Annotated in this window: 11 protein-coding genes and 2 pseudogenes; 5 read left to right on the top strand and 8 right to left on the bottom strand. The window is 70.1% G+C overall.

Annotation, left to right across the window (positions count from 1 at the left end):
- The first annotated feature begins 197 nt into the window (after positions 1-197).
- A pseudogene (locus FVA80_RS19270) lies at positions 198-1,270 on the top strand (alpha/beta fold hydrolase).
- 143 nt (positions 1,271-1,413) lie between these two features.
- Here FVA80_RS19270 and FVA80_RS19265 read toward each other — a convergent pair.
- From FVA80_RS19265 to FVA80_RS19250, 4 genes and pseudogenes are all read right to left on the bottom strand, one after another.
- A complete protein-coding gene (locus tag FVA80_RS19265; RefSeq protein WP_147908010.1) occupies positions 1,414-1,728 on the bottom strand; it encodes a plasmid stabilization protein in 315 nt (104 codons plus the stop codon).
- 17 nt (positions 1,729-1,745) lie between these two features.
- Entirely contained in the window at positions 1,746-3,362 is a 1,617-nt protein-coding gene (locus tag FVA80_RS19260; RefSeq protein WP_147908009.1) for a hybrid sensor histidine kinase/response regulator, read from the bottom strand.
- A 136-nt stretch (positions 3,363-3,498) separates the two neighbouring features.
- Positions 3,499-5,471, bottom strand: a pseudogene (locus FVA80_RS19255) (AI-2E family transporter).
- Positions 5,472-5,563: 92 nt separating this feature from the next.
- Positions 5,564-5,944 carry a response regulator gene (locus tag FVA80_RS19250; RefSeq protein ID WP_058192055.1) on the bottom strand — a complete coding sequence of 127 codons (381 nt, stop codon included), beginning with the start codon at positions 5,942-5,944 and terminating at the stop codon, positions 5,564-5,566.
- A gap of 275 nt (positions 5,945-6,219) precedes the next feature.
- Between FVA80_RS19250 and FVA80_RS19245 the strand changes: the two genes are divergently transcribed.
- Positions 6,220-6,870, top strand: a complete 651-nt coding sequence (locus FVA80_RS19245; RefSeq protein ID WP_147908007.1) for a glutathione S-transferase family protein — start codon at positions 6,220-6,222, stop codon at positions 6,868-6,870.
- Positions 6,871-6,877: 7 nt separating this feature from the next.
- Here FVA80_RS19245 and FVA80_RS19240 read toward each other — a convergent pair whose 3' ends face one another.
- Both FVA80_RS19240 and FVA80_RS19235 read right to left on the bottom strand, forming a co-directional pair.
- Positions 6,878-7,801 (bottom strand): pyridoxamine 5'-phosphate oxidase family protein, encoded by a 924-nt coding sequence (locus FVA80_RS19240; protein WP_147908006.1) that lies wholly within the window; start codon positions 7,799-7,801, stop codon positions 6,878-6,880.
- 8 nt (positions 7,802-7,809) lie between these two features.
- Complete coding sequence (locus FVA80_RS19235; RefSeq protein ID WP_147908005.1) at positions 7,810-8,436, bottom strand: glutathione S-transferase; 627 nt, start codon at positions 8,434-8,436, stop codon at positions 7,810-7,812.
- A gap of 98 nt (positions 8,437-8,534) precedes the next feature.
- On the opposite strand from FVA80_RS19235, the gene FVA80_RS19230 reads away from it, so the two are divergent.
- The 3 genes from FVA80_RS19230 to FVA80_RS19220 all read left to right on the top strand — a co-directional run bounded on the left by FVA80_RS19230 (position 8,535) and on the right by FVA80_RS19220 (position 11,840).
- Positions 8,535-9,434, top strand: a complete 900-nt coding sequence (locus FVA80_RS19230) for a LysR family transcriptional regulator (protein WP_147908004.1) — start codon at positions 8,535-8,537, stop codon at positions 9,432-9,434.
- A gap of 176 nt (positions 9,435-9,610) precedes the next feature.
- Positions 9,611-10,522 (top strand): amino acid ABC transporter substrate-binding protein, encoded by a 912-nt coding sequence (locus tag FVA80_RS19225; protein WP_147908003.1) that lies wholly within the window; start codon positions 9,611-9,613, stop codon positions 10,520-10,522.
- 73 nt (positions 10,523-10,595) lie between these two features.
- On the top strand, positions 10,596-11,840 hold the full coding sequence (locus FVA80_RS19220) for an MFS transporter (protein WP_246692028.1): 1,245 nt from the start codon (positions 10,596-10,598) through the stop codon (positions 11,838-11,840).
- Positions 11,841-11,849: 9 nt separating this feature from the next.
- Here FVA80_RS19220 and FVA80_RS19215 read toward each other — a convergent pair whose 3' ends face one another.
- On the bottom strand, positions 11,850-13,091 hold the full coding sequence (locus tag FVA80_RS19215) for an FAD-dependent oxidoreductase (protein WP_147908002.1): 1,242 nt from the start codon (positions 13,089-13,091) through the stop codon (positions 11,850-11,852).
- Complete coding sequence (locus FVA80_RS19210) at positions 13,088-14,029, bottom strand: LysR family transcriptional regulator (RefSeq protein WP_147908001.1); 942 nt, start codon at positions 14,027-14,029, stop codon at positions 13,088-13,090. The genes FVA80_RS19215 and FVA80_RS19210 overlap by 4 nt, the downstream gene beginning before the upstream one ends.
- Positions 14,030-14,149: the final 120 nt, after the last annotated feature.

The following is a 14,149-nucleotide window of genomic DNA, read 5'->3' as shown; positions in this document are numbered from 1 at the left end:
CCCACGTTCCGCTTGCCTCAGATCTTGGCGGTCGCCGCACTCTCCGCCCGCATGAGACGGTCGGTTCCTTGCAACTCGCCAAACAGAGTGAGGGCTACTGTTCGAGCGGAGAGCTACAGCTATTGTCAGGCGAAATCGACACGGCAATACTCATTTAAGCGCGGTGGAAAACCATTGACGCTTCGAGGGGGGATCGCATGAAAGTCGTGAGCCTGTTGTGCGGTTCAGCCGTCGGCGCGGCCGTGCTCTCGCTGGCGCTCACGGCGCGTGCTGCCGAATATCCGACGCCCAAAGAGGGCGACGCGACGATCAAGGACTTCACATTTCACACCGGCGAAGTCCTGCCGGAGATGCGCCTGCACTACACGACCGTTGGCGATCCGAACGGCGAACCCGTCGTCGTCGTGCATGGGACCACCGGTTCGGCATCCAGCATGCTGACGCCTGGCTTCGCGGGAGAGCTATTCGGGCCCGGCCAACCACTGGACGCGGCAAAGTACTATATCATCATCCCGGACGTGCTCGGCCATGGAAAGTCATCCAAGCCTTCCGATGGTCTGAGGACGAAGTTTCCACGGTATAACTATGACGATATGGTCGAGGCTCAGTACCGGCTTCTCAAAGAACACCTCGGACTCAACCACGTCCGCGTGATCATCGGCAACTCGATGGGGGGATGCACGCCTGGATCTGGGGCGTGAAGCACCCGGCGTACATGGACGCTCTCGTTCCCATGGCGTCACAGCCGAGCGAAATGGCGAGCCGCAACTGGATGATGCGCCGGCTTCTAGTAGAGACCATCCGGCGCGACCCGGCCTATGCCAACGGGGAGTACTTGGTCCAGCCGCCCTCGGTGCGGGTTGCAAACGTGTTCTTCGCCCTCGGCACCAGTGGCGGCACGTTGGCTCTACAAAGACACGCACCGACGGGTGACTTGGCCGACAAACTCGTGGACGCACGCTTGGCGGCACCGTTCGCCGCCGATGCAAACGATTATGTCTATCAGTGGGAATCGTCTCGCGCCTACAATTGCTCTCCTGGCCTGGAGAAGATCGAAGCCGCGGTGCTGGCGATCAATGCTGCCGACGACGAGCGCAACCCGCCCGAGACGGGGATCATGGAGCGCGAGATAAAGCGCGTGAAGAACGCGCGCCTCTACGTGATCCCGGCCAGCGACGAGACCATGGGCCACGGCACCACGGGTTACGCCAAGTTCTACAAGCGGCAACTTCAGGATTTCCTGCAGGCCGCGCCGAAGAAGGCCATGTAGGCCCTCCGCAGGCAGGATCCGACTGGGACCTACGATGCTTTCGGTGTGACGCCGGCCCGGGCTGTGGCGACCTCGAAAGGTCGAAGCCAAGCGATTCCAGGCCGCGGAAGGCGTACAACACGTCCGGTCCCGCCCCTGCCGGATCACGCACTGGCCGCAGCATTCGCCTTGCGCGTCGCCGCCGCCTTCTTGGCCGAGGCCGAGCGTTGCTCAGGTGTCCGGCTTGCGGAGGCCTTGCCGCCCGTGTCGCCGCCCGTGTGGGCCGCTGGATGGCCGGTGTCCTTGCCGCGGCCGGAGCCGCCCGGCTTCTTGCCGCCGCCGTCGTCCTTGTTGACCGTGGCCCAGGCGCGGGATTCCGCTTCCTGCTCCGGCACGCCGCGCGCCTCGTAGGAGTCGGCGATGTGATCGGCCTTGCGCTTCTGCTTGTCGGTGTATTTCGCCTTGTCGCCCTGCGCCACCGCGCGTCTCCTCAAGCTCAGCCTACGCCGGTGGGACCGTCGAGGATGGCCCGCACGCGGCGGACCAGCTCCGTGCGCCGGTAAGGCTTGTTGAGAAGGTCAAACTCGGAACCGCCGATATCGGTTCGCTCCAGGCTCGCCTCCGCATAGCCCGTGGCCAGCAGGACCTTGAGCTTGGGCTGGCGGCGGCGCGCCTCGCGGGCGAGCAGCACGCCGTTCATGCCGCCCGGCATGATCAGGTCGGTGAACAGCAGATCGATCCGCTCGCTGGATTCCAGGATCTCCAGGGCCTCGCGGGCATTGCTGGCCATCAGCGTCGTGTAGCCGAAGTCCCGCAGGATGGTGCGGGCGAGCTCGGCCACATCCTCGCGGTCGTCCACGATCAGGATCGTCTCGGTACCCTGCCGGTCCACCGCCCGGTGCGAGACCTTGGACGGGGCGTGCGCGTCGCCGTCGGTCGCCGGGAAGGACAGGCGCACCGTCGTGCCGGCGCCGACCACGGACTCGATCTGGGCGGCGCCGCCGGACTGCTTGGCGAAGCCGTAGACCATCGACAGGCCGAGCCCGGTGCCCTTGCCCTCCTCCTTGGTGGTGAAGAACGGATCCATCACCCGGGCCAGAACCGCGGGCGGGATGCCGGTGCCGTTATCCCGGATCGCGATGCTGACGTAGCGGCCCGCGCGCAGCGGCCCGATCTCGCCGCTGGCCGTGACCGCGTTGTTCTCCGTGGTGATCCGGACGGTGCCGCCATCCGGCATGGCGTCCCGGGCGTTGATCAGCACGTTGAGGATCGCGACCTCGGCCTGCGTCGGGTCCACGCGGCAGTTCCAGAGGTCCCGGTCGAGATCCAGCTCGATCGTCACCGCCTCGCCCACCGAGCGGGCGACCATCTCGCGCATCCCCTCGATCAGCGTGTTGAGGTTGACGGCGCGCCCGTCCAGCCGCTGCTTGCGGGCGAAGGCCAGGAGCTGCTGCGTCAGGGTCGTCGCACGTTCGGCCGCCTGCCGGATGTTGTCGGTGGCGCGCCCGAGCCGGGCGCGGTCCGCATCGGGCTTCTCGAGCCCGGAGGCCAGGATGTCGACGTAGCCGACGATGACTTGCAGCAGGTTGTTGAAGTCGTGCGCGATGCCGCCGGTAAGCTGGCCCAACGCCTCCATCTTCTGCGCCTGGCCCAACGCCTCCTCGGCGTCGCGCCGGCGTGAGACGTCGAGCTGCGAGCCGAAGAAATACACGAGCTCCCCGGCCGAATTGTACACCGGCGAGACGAACAGGGCGTTCCAGAAGCTCGAGCCGTTCTTGCGGTAGTTCAGGATCTCGGTGGCGAATTCGCGGCTCTCGGCGATCGCCGAGCGGATCTGATCGACGGTCTCGCGGTCGGTCTCCGGGCCCTGCAGGAACCGGCAATTGCGCCCAACCAGTTCCTCGGGCGTGTAGCCGGTCATCGCCAGGAAGGCGCGGTTGGCGAAGATGATTGGATTGTCCGGCTGGCGCGGATCGGTGACGATCATCGGCATCCGGGTGGTTTCCACCGCGGCGAAGAAGATGTCGCTCTTGGGGTCGGCGACATCGCTCGCCGCGCCGTCCCTGACGACTGCGCTCGGTCCGATCGGAGGTTTTTCAGGGGAATCGGACATGGCGCGCAGTCTTATTCGTTCCAATCGTGGACAGATGGGGATGCCGGCCCGGTGCCGGCAGCGGGCTGCGACTTTAGGAAGGCACGCGGCGTTGTCGACCGTCACGCCACGTCGGCGTTGTTGCGCTTGGCGTGGGTCAGGCCGCCACCGGCCGGGCCGGGCCGGGGAGGGCCCGGGTGGGTGCGGACGCGACCTGTGCGGGCGCCGGCTCACGGCAGGCACTCGTGACCGCCGAGAGCGCCTCGTTCAACGAGGTGACCAGGAAGTCCGCCGAGGTCGCCCGGCGCAGGCGATCCAATGTCGCCGGATCGCGCTCGCGCCAGAAACCCACCAGGATACGCACGCCCGGCACCGCGGCACGGGCCTGCCGCACCGTGAACCGGATCTGCGACAGGCTGACCGGCTCCAGATAGGAGAAGCAGATCAGCGCGAGGCCGCCCGGGTTGTCGGGGCGTTCCCCAGCGCGGATCGCGGCCATCGACAGGGTCTGCGAGGCGAGCCCGTGCCGGGCCAGGATCTGGCTGAGCATGAGGGTGGCCGCCTCGTCGAACGGGCCACGGCTCGACACGCAGAGGACCGGCGCCTCGCTGCGCCAGGCCGGCGCGAGATCCTCGCGGGCCAGCACGATGCCGGCGATCTGACGGTCCGGCCCTGCGGCGGCCAGCGCGGCCGCGGTCTCGGTGTCGGACGCGCGCGGCGCGCCCGCCAGGTGCGCCGTGCCACCGGGGCGGTGCCGAGCCGCGCCACGACGGTTCGGATCGCGGCACCGACCGCATCCTGTCGGGTGCGGTCCAGGGTGCCGCGTGAGAGGTCTTCCTGCGCGAGCAGCAGCCCGGCCAGCGCGACCTCGTCATAATAGGTGACCAGCGCACGCTCCTTGAGGAACTGCCAGCCCTGGTCGATCGCCTCGGCCGGGTCGTTCGCCAGCATGCGCTGGTAGAAGATCTCCGGCGGCGCGAGCGCCGGCCGGTCGCCGAGCAGCACATCGAGATACCAGAGGCGCTCCACGTGCCGGCCGAGCACCACCAGGCAGACGGTGAGCGGGGTGGCCAGCACCAGACCGATCGGTCCCCACAGGAAGGTCCAGATCGTCGCCGCCAGGATCACGGCGATCGGCGACAGGCCGGTGGAGTGGCCGTAGAGCAGCGGCTCGATCACGTGGCCGGCAATCGGCTCCACCACCAGGAACAGGGCCGCGGTGGCGATCACCATGCTCCAGCCGGGATCGACCGCCGCGGCGAGGATCAGCGGCAGCAGGGCGCTGATCGCGGCGCCGATATACGGCACGAACCGCAGGATCGCCGCGAGCACGCCGAACAGCGTCGGGCTCGGCACGCCGATCAGCCACAGGCCGACGCCGATCACCACCCCGAAGGCGATGTTGAGGGCGAGCTGAGCCAGGAAGAACCGGCTGAGCCGGCTGGTCGCGTCGTCGATCGCCGCCGTCACCCGGCGCAGGTCTCCGGAGCCGCCCGCCAGCCGGATCGCCCGGTTCCGAAGGTCCTCGCGCTGGAGCAGGATGAAGATCGTGAAGATCAGGATCAGCCCGGTGGTGGCCAGCGGGTGCAGGATCGGGCCCGCGAAGGTCTGGAACGTCTCGACGACGCTCGCCCGGGCGGGGCTGATCTCCACGGTGAGCGGGTGCGTGCGCGTCCCCGGCTCGCCCTTGACCTCGATGGCGCCGGGCGGCTGGAGCGTGGCGCTCAGGTCCTGGACCATGTCGACCATGCGCGACAGCGTCCCGGCCCCGTCGGTCGCGCCGCGCAGGTCCTTGATCTTGTCGCGCATCACCAGCGTGTAGCGCGGCAGGTCCGACGCCAGCTGCGAGGCCTCGCTGGCGATCAGGCTGCCGATCCCGAACAGGCCGCCGAACACGATCACCACCACCAGGAGCACCGCCGCCGCCCGCGGCACGCGGATCCGGCGGAGGATGCGGACCGCCGGCACCAGGACGAAGCTCAGGAGGATCGCCAGCGTCACCGGCACCAGGATCTCGCGCCCGAGATACAGGGCCGCCATGATCGCCACGACGAGGAGGGTGGAGGCCAGCGCGACGATGACCGGCAAGCCCTGCTTGAGGCGCTGGGCGGTGACGGGATCCTCGCTCACAAAGACGCTCCACTCTTATCGAATTCAGGGACGATGCCGCCCCGCGACGGCGGAGCGGTTCGGGTCAGGGAGCCTGCCGTGGCGGGCGGCCTTCAGCCGGCTTGTGCGGTCTCGCCCAGCGCGGCGCTGATCTGGCTGAGCAGCTTGGAGAAATCCACGGGCTTGGGATGGTAGTCGTCGCACCCCGCCTGGATGGCCTTGTCCCGGTCCCCGGACATCGCGTGCGCGGTGAGCGCGATGATCGGGATCGCCCGCGTGTCGGATCCGGATTTCAGGGCGCGCGCCGCCGACCAGCCGTCGAGGACCGGCAGGTTCATGTCGAGCAGGATCACGTCGGGCTGGCCCGACCGGGCCTGCTGCACGCCGGCCTCGCCGTCATGCGCCAGGATCACCTCGTAGCCGCGGCGCTTGAGGCGGCGGGACAGGAAGTCCCAGATCTCTTCATGGTCCTCGACTAACAGTATCTTCGCCATCAGAACTCGAATCCCCGGGTCGCGTCGCGCCGGCTGGCACCCCAACGCGCGGCAACGCACAAACGCCCAACGTCCCTGCCGCGATTCCGGTCCCTCCGGAAGTGGGCACCCGCGCAGAGGGCGCAACTCGGATCCGGATGTCTCATTGGGGCCACCCGTCCCGGGCTCGGGGCGATCCCGCAACCGCCACCGTCGCGGCGCTGCACGATTGACCCGGACCTCAGGCAGGACGAAGCGTATCGCCGCGCAAATCACGGATCCTGGGAGGGTGCGGCATGGCCGACACGCCGGACATCGAGTTCTACCACGCCCCCAATACCCGCTCGACCGGCGTGCGCGTGCTGCTGGAGGAACTCGGCGCCCCGCATCGCCTGCACGTGCTCAACATGCGGGCCGGCGAACATCTCGGGGATGCCTATCGCGCCATCAACCCGATGGCCAAGGTGCCGGCGATCCGCACCCGCGACGCGCTCGTGACCGAGCAGGCGGCGGTTTACCTGTATCTGGCCGACCTGTTTCCCGAGGCCGGCCTCGCCCCGTCACTCACCGATCCCACCCGGGGGACGTATCTGCGCTGGATGGTGTTCTACGGCTCGTGCTTCGAGCCCGCGGTGATCGACCGCCATCTCAAGCGCGAGCCCGGGCCGCGCGCCATGTCGGCCTATGCCGACTACGACAGCGTGATCGCCCGCGTCGCCGAAGCGCTGAAGCCGGGGCCGTACCTGCTCGGCGACCGCTTCAGCGCCGCCGATATCCTTTGGGGCAGCGCACTCGGCTGGACGATGGGCTTCGGTCTGGTCGCGCCCGATCCGGTGCTGTCGGCCTATGTCGACCGGATCCGGGCCCGCCCGGCCTTCCGGAACGTGGCCGCCGCGGATGCGCGGCTCGCACAGGAGCACGAGGCGGCCGCGGCGGGCACGTCCTGAGCCACGATCAGGCATCCTCGCTCGCGTCCCAGATGCCGGTGCGCGTGAGTTGCGGTGCCGGCTCGGGGGCGCTCCACCGGAGCGGAACCGCCGTCCGGCGCCGCCAGCCGGCCGTCATCGTGAACGCCCAGGATCGCTGCGCGCCCAGGAGACCCGCGGCGTCGGTGCCGGTCCAGTCGATCGCGGTGCGGCCCTGGAGGACCAGAAGGTCGCCACTGGTGAAGTCGAGGAACAGCAGCGCCGCACGCGGCTCGCCGACCAGGTTGCCCAGCGTGTTGAAGTAGCGGTTCCCGGAGAAGTCCGGGACCGTCAGCACGTCGCCGCAGCGCCGGACGAAGCCCGGCCGCCCGCCCCGATGCGAGATGTCGGCGCCGCCGTCCCGGAGCCCGTCCCGCGCCCGGGTCGCCACGAACAGCGTGTCCGCGGCGTCGATCAGCGCGCCGGCTTCCGCGTCCAGGGCCGACAGGATCTCGGTCGGCCCCGGCTGGCGCGGCACCGGCTCGACGTCCCGCCGCTGGATGTATTGCGGGCAATTGCCGAAGCTCTGGTCGATCGCCACGGTCAGGCCGTCCCGGTCGCGGCGCACGATGCGGCCGTTGGCACGGTTGCGCCGCCGGGTCGCCAGATCGATGCCCAGGATGCCGGCTTCCGCGCCCGGTATCAGGAACCGGGCCGCAGGGTCGGCCGGGTCGAGCGCCGCTGAGATGGCGAGATGGGTCGCGTCCGGGCTGTGCACGAAGCCGGGCGGACCCGTCAGCAGGGTCGCCACCGGCGCGCCGCTCGCATCCGCGGTCGCGACCAGGAGATAGGGCAGCCCCGCGAAGAAGCCGCGGTGCTGGTCCGGCATGAACGACCGGATCGCCGGGGTCTCGCCGAGGACGTGGCCGGCCCGCGCCTGGGCGATCGCCTCATCCGCATGGAAAGTCGCCATGGCATGCCTCACGCTTGTTCCGGGATGGGAGAGGCCGGCATCGGGACGAAGCCCGGCAGGGCCTCGATCCGGGCGATCCAGGCTCGTACGGCCGGATAGGGCGCGAGCGAGACGCCGCCTTCGGGGGCATGGGCGACGTAGGAGTAGCAGGCGATGTCGGCCAGCGTCGCCCGGTCGGCGGCGAGGTGCCGGCGATCGGCCAGGTGCCCGTCCATGAAGCCGAGGATCCGCGCGGCGGTCGCGTGCACGGTCGCGCGGTCGGCCAGGGCACCGAACACCACCATCAGCCGGGCCAGGGCCGGCCCGGTGCGTACCTCCCCGGACGCGATCGAGAGCCAGCGCTGGACCTCGGCCGCGCCGAGCGGATCGGCCGGCATCCAGCCGCCATCCGGCGCGTAGCGCGCGGCCAGGTAGACCAGGATCGCGTTGCTGTCCGGGATCGCGGCCGCGCCGTCGGTCAGGACCGGGATCTGGCCGAGCGGGTTGAGGCGCCGGAAATCGGCCGCTGCGCGCTGCTCGGCGCTCGCCACCGCGACGAACCGATAGGGCAGCCCCAGCAGCGACAGGAACAGTTCCGCGCGGTGCGAATGGCCCGAGAGTCGCAGGCCGTAGAGGGTCAGGTCAGGTTCGGACATCGTCGGGGTCTCCAGCAACGACCCGACTATCGCTCTTGCATCCGCCGTCGAAAATCCGGAGTGTTTGACACTCAGAATTTCAGGATCTGAAACAATCGATGGACCGGCTGGACGAACTCGCCCTCTTCGTCGCGATCATCGATGCCGGCAGCCTCGCCGGGGCGGCCCGGCGGTCGCGTCGTTCGGCGGCTGCCGCGACCCGGGCGCTCTCGAGCCTGGAGGCCCGGGCCGGCGCCCGTCTGGTGGAGCGCACCACCCGCCGCCTCGCACCGACTCCGGCGGGCCTCGATCTGGCCGAACGGGCACGCGGCCTGCTGGCGGGTTACGAGGCCGCCGTCTCGGGGGCGGCCGGCGATGCGGTGCGCGGTCTCGTGCGAGTCACGGCGCCGGTGCTGTTCGGGCGCAAGCACGTGGCGCCGGTCGTGTCGGGCTTCCTGGACGTCTACCCGGAGGCGCAGGTCGAACTGGTTCTGGCCGACCGCAACCTCGACCTCGTGGAAGAGGGGATCGATGTCGCCCTCCGGATCGGGCAGCTTGCGGAATCGCGCCTCGTCGCGCGCCGGCTCGGGCAGGTGCGCCAGGTCGTCGTCGCCAGCCCGGCCTATCTCGCCGTCCGGGGCACGCCCCGGACGCCCGCCGACCTGAGCGCGCACGACACCATCGTGGGCCTGATCCACGCGGGCGTTCGCGAATGGCGCTTCGGTGCCAACCGGGTGCGCCTCGCCCCGCGGCTCATCGTTAACGAGGTTGAGGCGGCGCTGATCGCGGCCCGGGGCGGACGCGGTATCGCGCGGGTGTTGTCCTACCAGGCCGCCGAAGAGATCGCGGACGGTCGGCTCGTGCGCCTGCTCGCGGCCCATGAGCCGGCACCGGTGCCGGTGCAACTCGTGACCCTCAGCCAGGGCCTCCGGCCCGCCCGGGTGAACGCCTTCCTCGACTACGCTGCGGAGTCCCTGAGGACATTGCCGGTCCTCCAATGCCTGAAAACGGGGACATGATCGAACTTCCGTCACCGGATTTGGTCGTAGACTGGTTTCCAAGTCGCCGCTGGCTATAGCCACGGCCGGACTCTTGCTGAGGGTTGTCCGGAAGCCCGATCCGCGTGCAGTCGGGCTCCCGCCGCCGGGTCAGCCGGGCCGGCGCCCCGTTGCGCGACCAGGGAACCGGCCAGCCCATGCGTCTGCTCACTCCGCTCCTCGCCGTGCTGCTCGCGGTCCTCCCCCCGGCGGCCCAGGCCGAACCGCTGACCGGCACCCTCAAGAAGATCAAGGACAACAACCGGCTGGTGCTCGGCGTGCGCGATAGCTCGCCGCCGTTCAGCTACCTGGACCAGAACCAGAAAGTGGTCGGCTTCGCGGTCGATATCTGCCGCAAGATCGCCGACGCCGTGAAGCGCGAGTTGAAGATGCCGGGGCTCGAGGTCGCGATGGAGTTCGTGAACTCATCCTCCCGCATTCCGCTGATGACCAACAACACCACCGATCTCGAATGCGGCACCACCACCAACAATTCCGAGCGCAAGAAGCAGGTCGACTTCACCAACACCCACTTCCTCACCGCGACCCGGTTCATCGCCCGGAAGGACCAGAAGATCGGGAGCCTGGAGGATCTGCGCGGCAAGGTGGTCTCGTCGGTGGCCGGCTCGACCAACATCCTGATGCTGATCAAGGCGAACAACGAACGTAAGCTCGGCATCACGGTGATCGCCGCCAAGGATGTGCCGGAGGCCTTCCTGATGCTCGAGACCGGGCGGGCGGCGGCCTTCGTGATGGACGACGTGCAGCTCAGCGTCGTGGGAGCCCAGTCGAAGGATCCGTCCGCCTACGCGATCAGCCAGGAGACCCTGTCCAACCCGGAACCCTACGGCATCATGCTCCGCCGGGACGATCCGGCCTTCAAGGCGGTGGTCGACCGGGCGACCGCGGATCTCTACCGCAGCCCCGAGATCATGACGATCTACGAGACGTGGTTCCTCAAGCCGGTGCCGCCGCGGGGCCTGAACTACAACGTGCCGTTGTCGTCGGCTCTGCGCTGGGCGTTTGAGCATCCGAGCGACAATTCGGATCCGGCCTTCTACGCGCACTGATCCGGGTGGGTTTCGCTCCGGCCGCGGAGATGCGATGCCGCGTTCAGATCCGCCTTCCCCGCGAAGCCCCCCAATGCTCGACCGCCAAGAGCCGGCCCTCACGCCGTCCGCGACCCGCGCGCCGGAGCCTGCAGCCGCCTCGATCCCGCGCCTGATCGTCGTCCTGGCCTGCGCGGGCTTCGGCAGCACCTTCGCGCTGCGCTCGGTCGAGCCCCTGGTCGGCGTGCTGGCGCGGGATCTCGGCAGCGACACCCACACGGTGGCGCTGCTCTCCACCGCCTTCGCGCTGCCCTACGCCTTCATCCAGCCGGTGCTCGGCCCGGTGGGCGATGCGTTGGGCAAGGAGCGGGTGATGAGCGTCTGCCTGGCGGTGCTCGCCGGCGCCCTCGTCCTGTGCAGCCTCGCCCCCGATATCGGCAGCCTGTTCGGCCTGCGGATGCTGGCGGGGGCAGCCGCCGGCGGCTGCATCCCGTTGTCGCTCGCGCTGCTCGGGGACCGGGTTCCCATGGACCGGCGCCAGGTGGCGATCGGGCGCTTCCTCGTGGCGGCGATCCTCGGGCAGCTCACCGGCTCGACCTTCGCGGGCCTGATCGAGGCGGTGATCGGCTGGCGCGGCGTGTTCGCCATCACGGCTCTGGTCGCCGCCGTCGCGTGCGCCGCGACGGTGTTCGGCTTCGACCGCACCGGCAGCCTCCCGGCCCGCCGCCCCGCCTTCCGGCAGGCGGTGCGGCGCTACCGCACCATCCTGGCCAATCCGCGGGCCCGGATCCTGTTCTCGGCGGTGTTCGTCGAGGCTATCGCGATCTTCGGGGTGTTCCCCCATCTCGCCCCGCTGATCGAGGCCCGCGGCGAGGGCGGCCCGCGCGAGGCCGGCCTGGTGCTCGCGGGCTTCGCCATCGGCGGCCTGCTCTATTCGGCCCTGGTCGGTCTGCTGGTGCGGCTGCTCGGCATGCCCCGGATGCTGATCGGCGGCGGCCTAATCTGCAGCGCCTCGCTCACCGTGGTTGGGCTGGCCGGAAGCTGGCAGGTGGACTGTGCCGCCCTGACCGCAATGGGCCTCGGCTTCTACATGCTGCACAACACCTTCCAGACGCAGGTGACCGAGGTGGCGCCCACGGCCCGCGCCTCCGCGGTAGCCCTGCACGCGTTCTCGTTCTTCTGCGGGCAGGCGCTCGGCGTCGCGGTGCTGGGTCAGGCCCTGATGCAGCTCGGGCAGTTCGGGGCGCTCGCGGCCTGCGCGGTCACGATCCTGGGGCTTGGGATCGCCACGGCCGTGGCCCTGCAGCGGCCTGGCCCCAAGATCGCCTTCTCGGATTGACCGGTCCGGTCAGGGGCGGGCCATCGCCAGCGCCTTGAGATCGAAGCCGGGATCGGCCGCCTGCTCCGGGGTGAGCGGCGTCCCCGCCGCCAGCAGGCGCCGGGCGATCATGTGGTCGGCCGCCCGGTCGACGGATTCGACCGCGCTCAGCGAACCGTCCCGGAAGCGGAACACCGAGAACGCCGCACCGGAGCCCCGCACCACGCTGGAATCGCCGGGCCCGGACAGGCCGGCGATCTGCAGCTTGTGCGGACCCTGGTCGCTCCAGAACCACGGCAGCGCCCCGTAGGCGGCCGGCTTGCCGTTGAGCCGCGCGGCGAGGCAGCGGCCCTGGTCGATCGCGTTCTGCACCGACTCGATCCGCACCGTGCCGTCGGGGCTGAGCCCGCGCGCGAACGGGCTCGGGAAGCGGGCGCAGTCGCCGATCGCCGAGATCGCGGGATCGGGCGTCGCCAGGAACGCGTCGACCCGCACGCCGTCCTCGGCCGGGAGGCCGGCCTCCGCCGCCAGCTCCCGGTTCGGCAGCACGCCGATGCCGATCAGGACGACGTCGGCGGGAAGCTCCCGCCCGTCCGCCAGCACGATGCCGGTGGCGCGGCCCTCTCGCCCGGTGATCGCGGTCACGCCGGCCCCGAACGCGAAGCGCACGCCCCACGCCTCGTGCGCGGTGCGGAAAAACTGCCCGATCTCCGGCGAGACCGCCCGGGCCATCGGCCGGTCGGCCGCCTCGACCACGGTCACCGACAGGCCCCGGGCGGCGGCCACGGCGGCGAATTCCAGGCCGATGAAGCCGGCGCCGATCACGACGATCGACCGGGCGGAATCGAGCGATGCCCGGAGCGCGTCGGCGTCGTCGAGGCCGCGCAGCTGGCGGACGTTCGGGAAGTCGGCCCCCGGCACCGGCAGCGGCCGGTTGCGGGCGCCGGTGGCCAGCACGAGGTGGTCGTAGGCGAGGCTCTGGCCGTCCGAGAGCTGAAGGCGCCGTCCGGCCCGGTCGATCGCGACGGCGCGGAGGCCGGGGCGGTGGGCGATGGCATGCTCGGCGAAGAAGCCGGGCTGGCGCAGGAACAGGCCCTCGGCGTCGGTCTTGCCGGCGAGGTACGCCTTCGACAGGGGCGGGCGCTGGTAGGGCAGGGCGGTCTCGTCGCCCACGAGGGTGATCGGATCCCGGAATCCGCCCTTGCGCAGGGAGGCGGCCAGCTGGAACCCGGCTTGGCCTGAGCCGGCGACGACGATGCCGGCCGCGCTCACGCCTTGGCCCCGGTCACTTCGGGCAGCGTCACGCCCGGCAGCATGCGCGCACCGTCGCTCATCAGGTACGACCAGACCGCGGAGGCCGCCGGGCCCAGCACCTTGTCGGCCCGGCGCACCGCGTACCAGTCCCGACGGATCGGCAGGCCCTTGACGTCGAGGAGCGCGAGCCGGCCGCTCTCGACCTCGGCCGCCACGGAATGGACCGACAGGAGCGCGATCCCGAGCCCCGCCATCACGGATTGCTTGATGGTCTCGTTGGAGCCGGTGTCGATGTCGAGCAAGGCGCGCTTGACCAGGATGCCGCTCATGAACTCCTCGAAGACCGTACGCGTGCCGGAGCCCTCTTCGCGGAAGAAGAACGGCTGGTCGGCCAGGTCTTCGCGCGACAGCCCGGTCCGGCCGGCCAACGGGTGGCTGGGAGGCGCCACCAGGACCAGCGGGTGCGGACCGAACGTCGCCGCCTCGATCGGGAAGTCCCGGGGCGGGCGGCCCATCACGGCGAAGTCGATCTCGTAGCCGCGCAGGGCCTCGACGGTCTGGCCCCGGTTGCGGACCGAGAGGCTGATCTCGACCCCGGGGTGCTGCTTGACGAAGCCCGCGATCACCTGGGGGGCGAAATATTTGGCCGTCGAGACGACACCCAGCGCGACGCGCCCGCCCTCCGCGCCGCGCAGGGTCCGCAGGCGGTCGGTGCAGGTCTCCAGCACGGTGTTGATGCTGTCGATCGCCCAGAGCATCTCGCGCCCGGCATCGGTGGGCTTGAGCCCCCCCGGCGTCCGGTCGAACAGCAGCAGCCCGGCCTCCTCCTCCAGCTGGCGGATGCGCGCGTAGAGGGCGGCCGAGGTGACGTTCAGCTCCTGGGCCGCCCGGGTCATGGTCCCCAGGCGGGCCACCGCCGCCACCGCCTGGAGCTGCTTAAGAGAGAGGTTGCGCATGGCGGAGGTCTCGTTTTTTTTGTCCTATGACACAAGATCCCCCAGAAATCTTGAGCGTGGCGTCCTCGGTTCTTGTCGATCGGGGCGCGCCGCCCGCTATCATGGTGGTAGAGGGGTCGC

The organism is Methylobacterium sp. WL1 (assembly GCF_008000895.1).
In the GTDB taxonomy this organism is placed as follows: Bacteria; Pseudomonadota; Alphaproteobacteria; order Rhizobiales; family Beijerinckiaceae; genus Methylobacterium.
The sequence above is the reverse complement of the archived record's forward strand: the minus strand, read 5'-3'. Positions and strand labels throughout refer to the sequence as shown.

What these genes read in the sequence shown, in the direction of transcription:
- FVA80_RS19260 (WP_147908009.1), bottom strand. Translation starts at nt 3,362, where the DNA reads ATGTCCGATTCCCCTGAAAAACCTCCGATCGGACCGAGCGCAGTCGTC.
- FVA80_RS19250 (WP_058192055.1), bottom strand. Translation starts at nt 5,944, where the DNA reads ATGGCGAAGATACTGTTAGTCGAGGACCATGAAGAGATCTGGGACTTC.
- FVA80_RS19245 (WP_147908007.1), top strand. Translation starts at nt 6,220, where the DNA reads ATGGCCGACACGCCGGACATCGAGTTCTACCACGCCCCCAATACCCGC.
- FVA80_RS19240 (WP_147908006.1), bottom strand. Translation starts at nt 7,801, where the DNA reads ATGGCGACTTTCCATGCGGATGAGGCGATCGCCCAGGCGCGGGCCGGC.
- FVA80_RS19235 (WP_147908005.1), bottom strand. Translation starts at nt 8,436, where the DNA reads ATGTCCGAACCTGACCTGACCCTCTACGGCCTGCGACTCTCGGGCCAT.
- FVA80_RS19230 (WP_147908004.1), top strand. Translation starts at nt 8,535, where the DNA reads ATGGACCGGCTGGACGAACTCGCCCTCTTCGTCGCGATCATCGATGCC.
- FVA80_RS19225 (WP_147908003.1), top strand. Translation starts at nt 9,611, where the DNA reads ATGCGTCTGCTCACTCCGCTCCTCGCCGTGCTGCTCGCGGTCCTCCCC.
- FVA80_RS19220 (WP_246692028.1), top strand. Translation starts at nt 10,596, where the DNA reads ATGCTCGACCGCCAAGAGCCGGCCCTCACGCCGTCCGCGACCCGCGCG.
- FVA80_RS19210 (WP_147908001.1), bottom strand. Translation starts at nt 14,029, where the DNA reads ATGCGCAACCTCTCTCTTAAGCAGCTCCAGGCGGTGGCGGCGGTGGCC.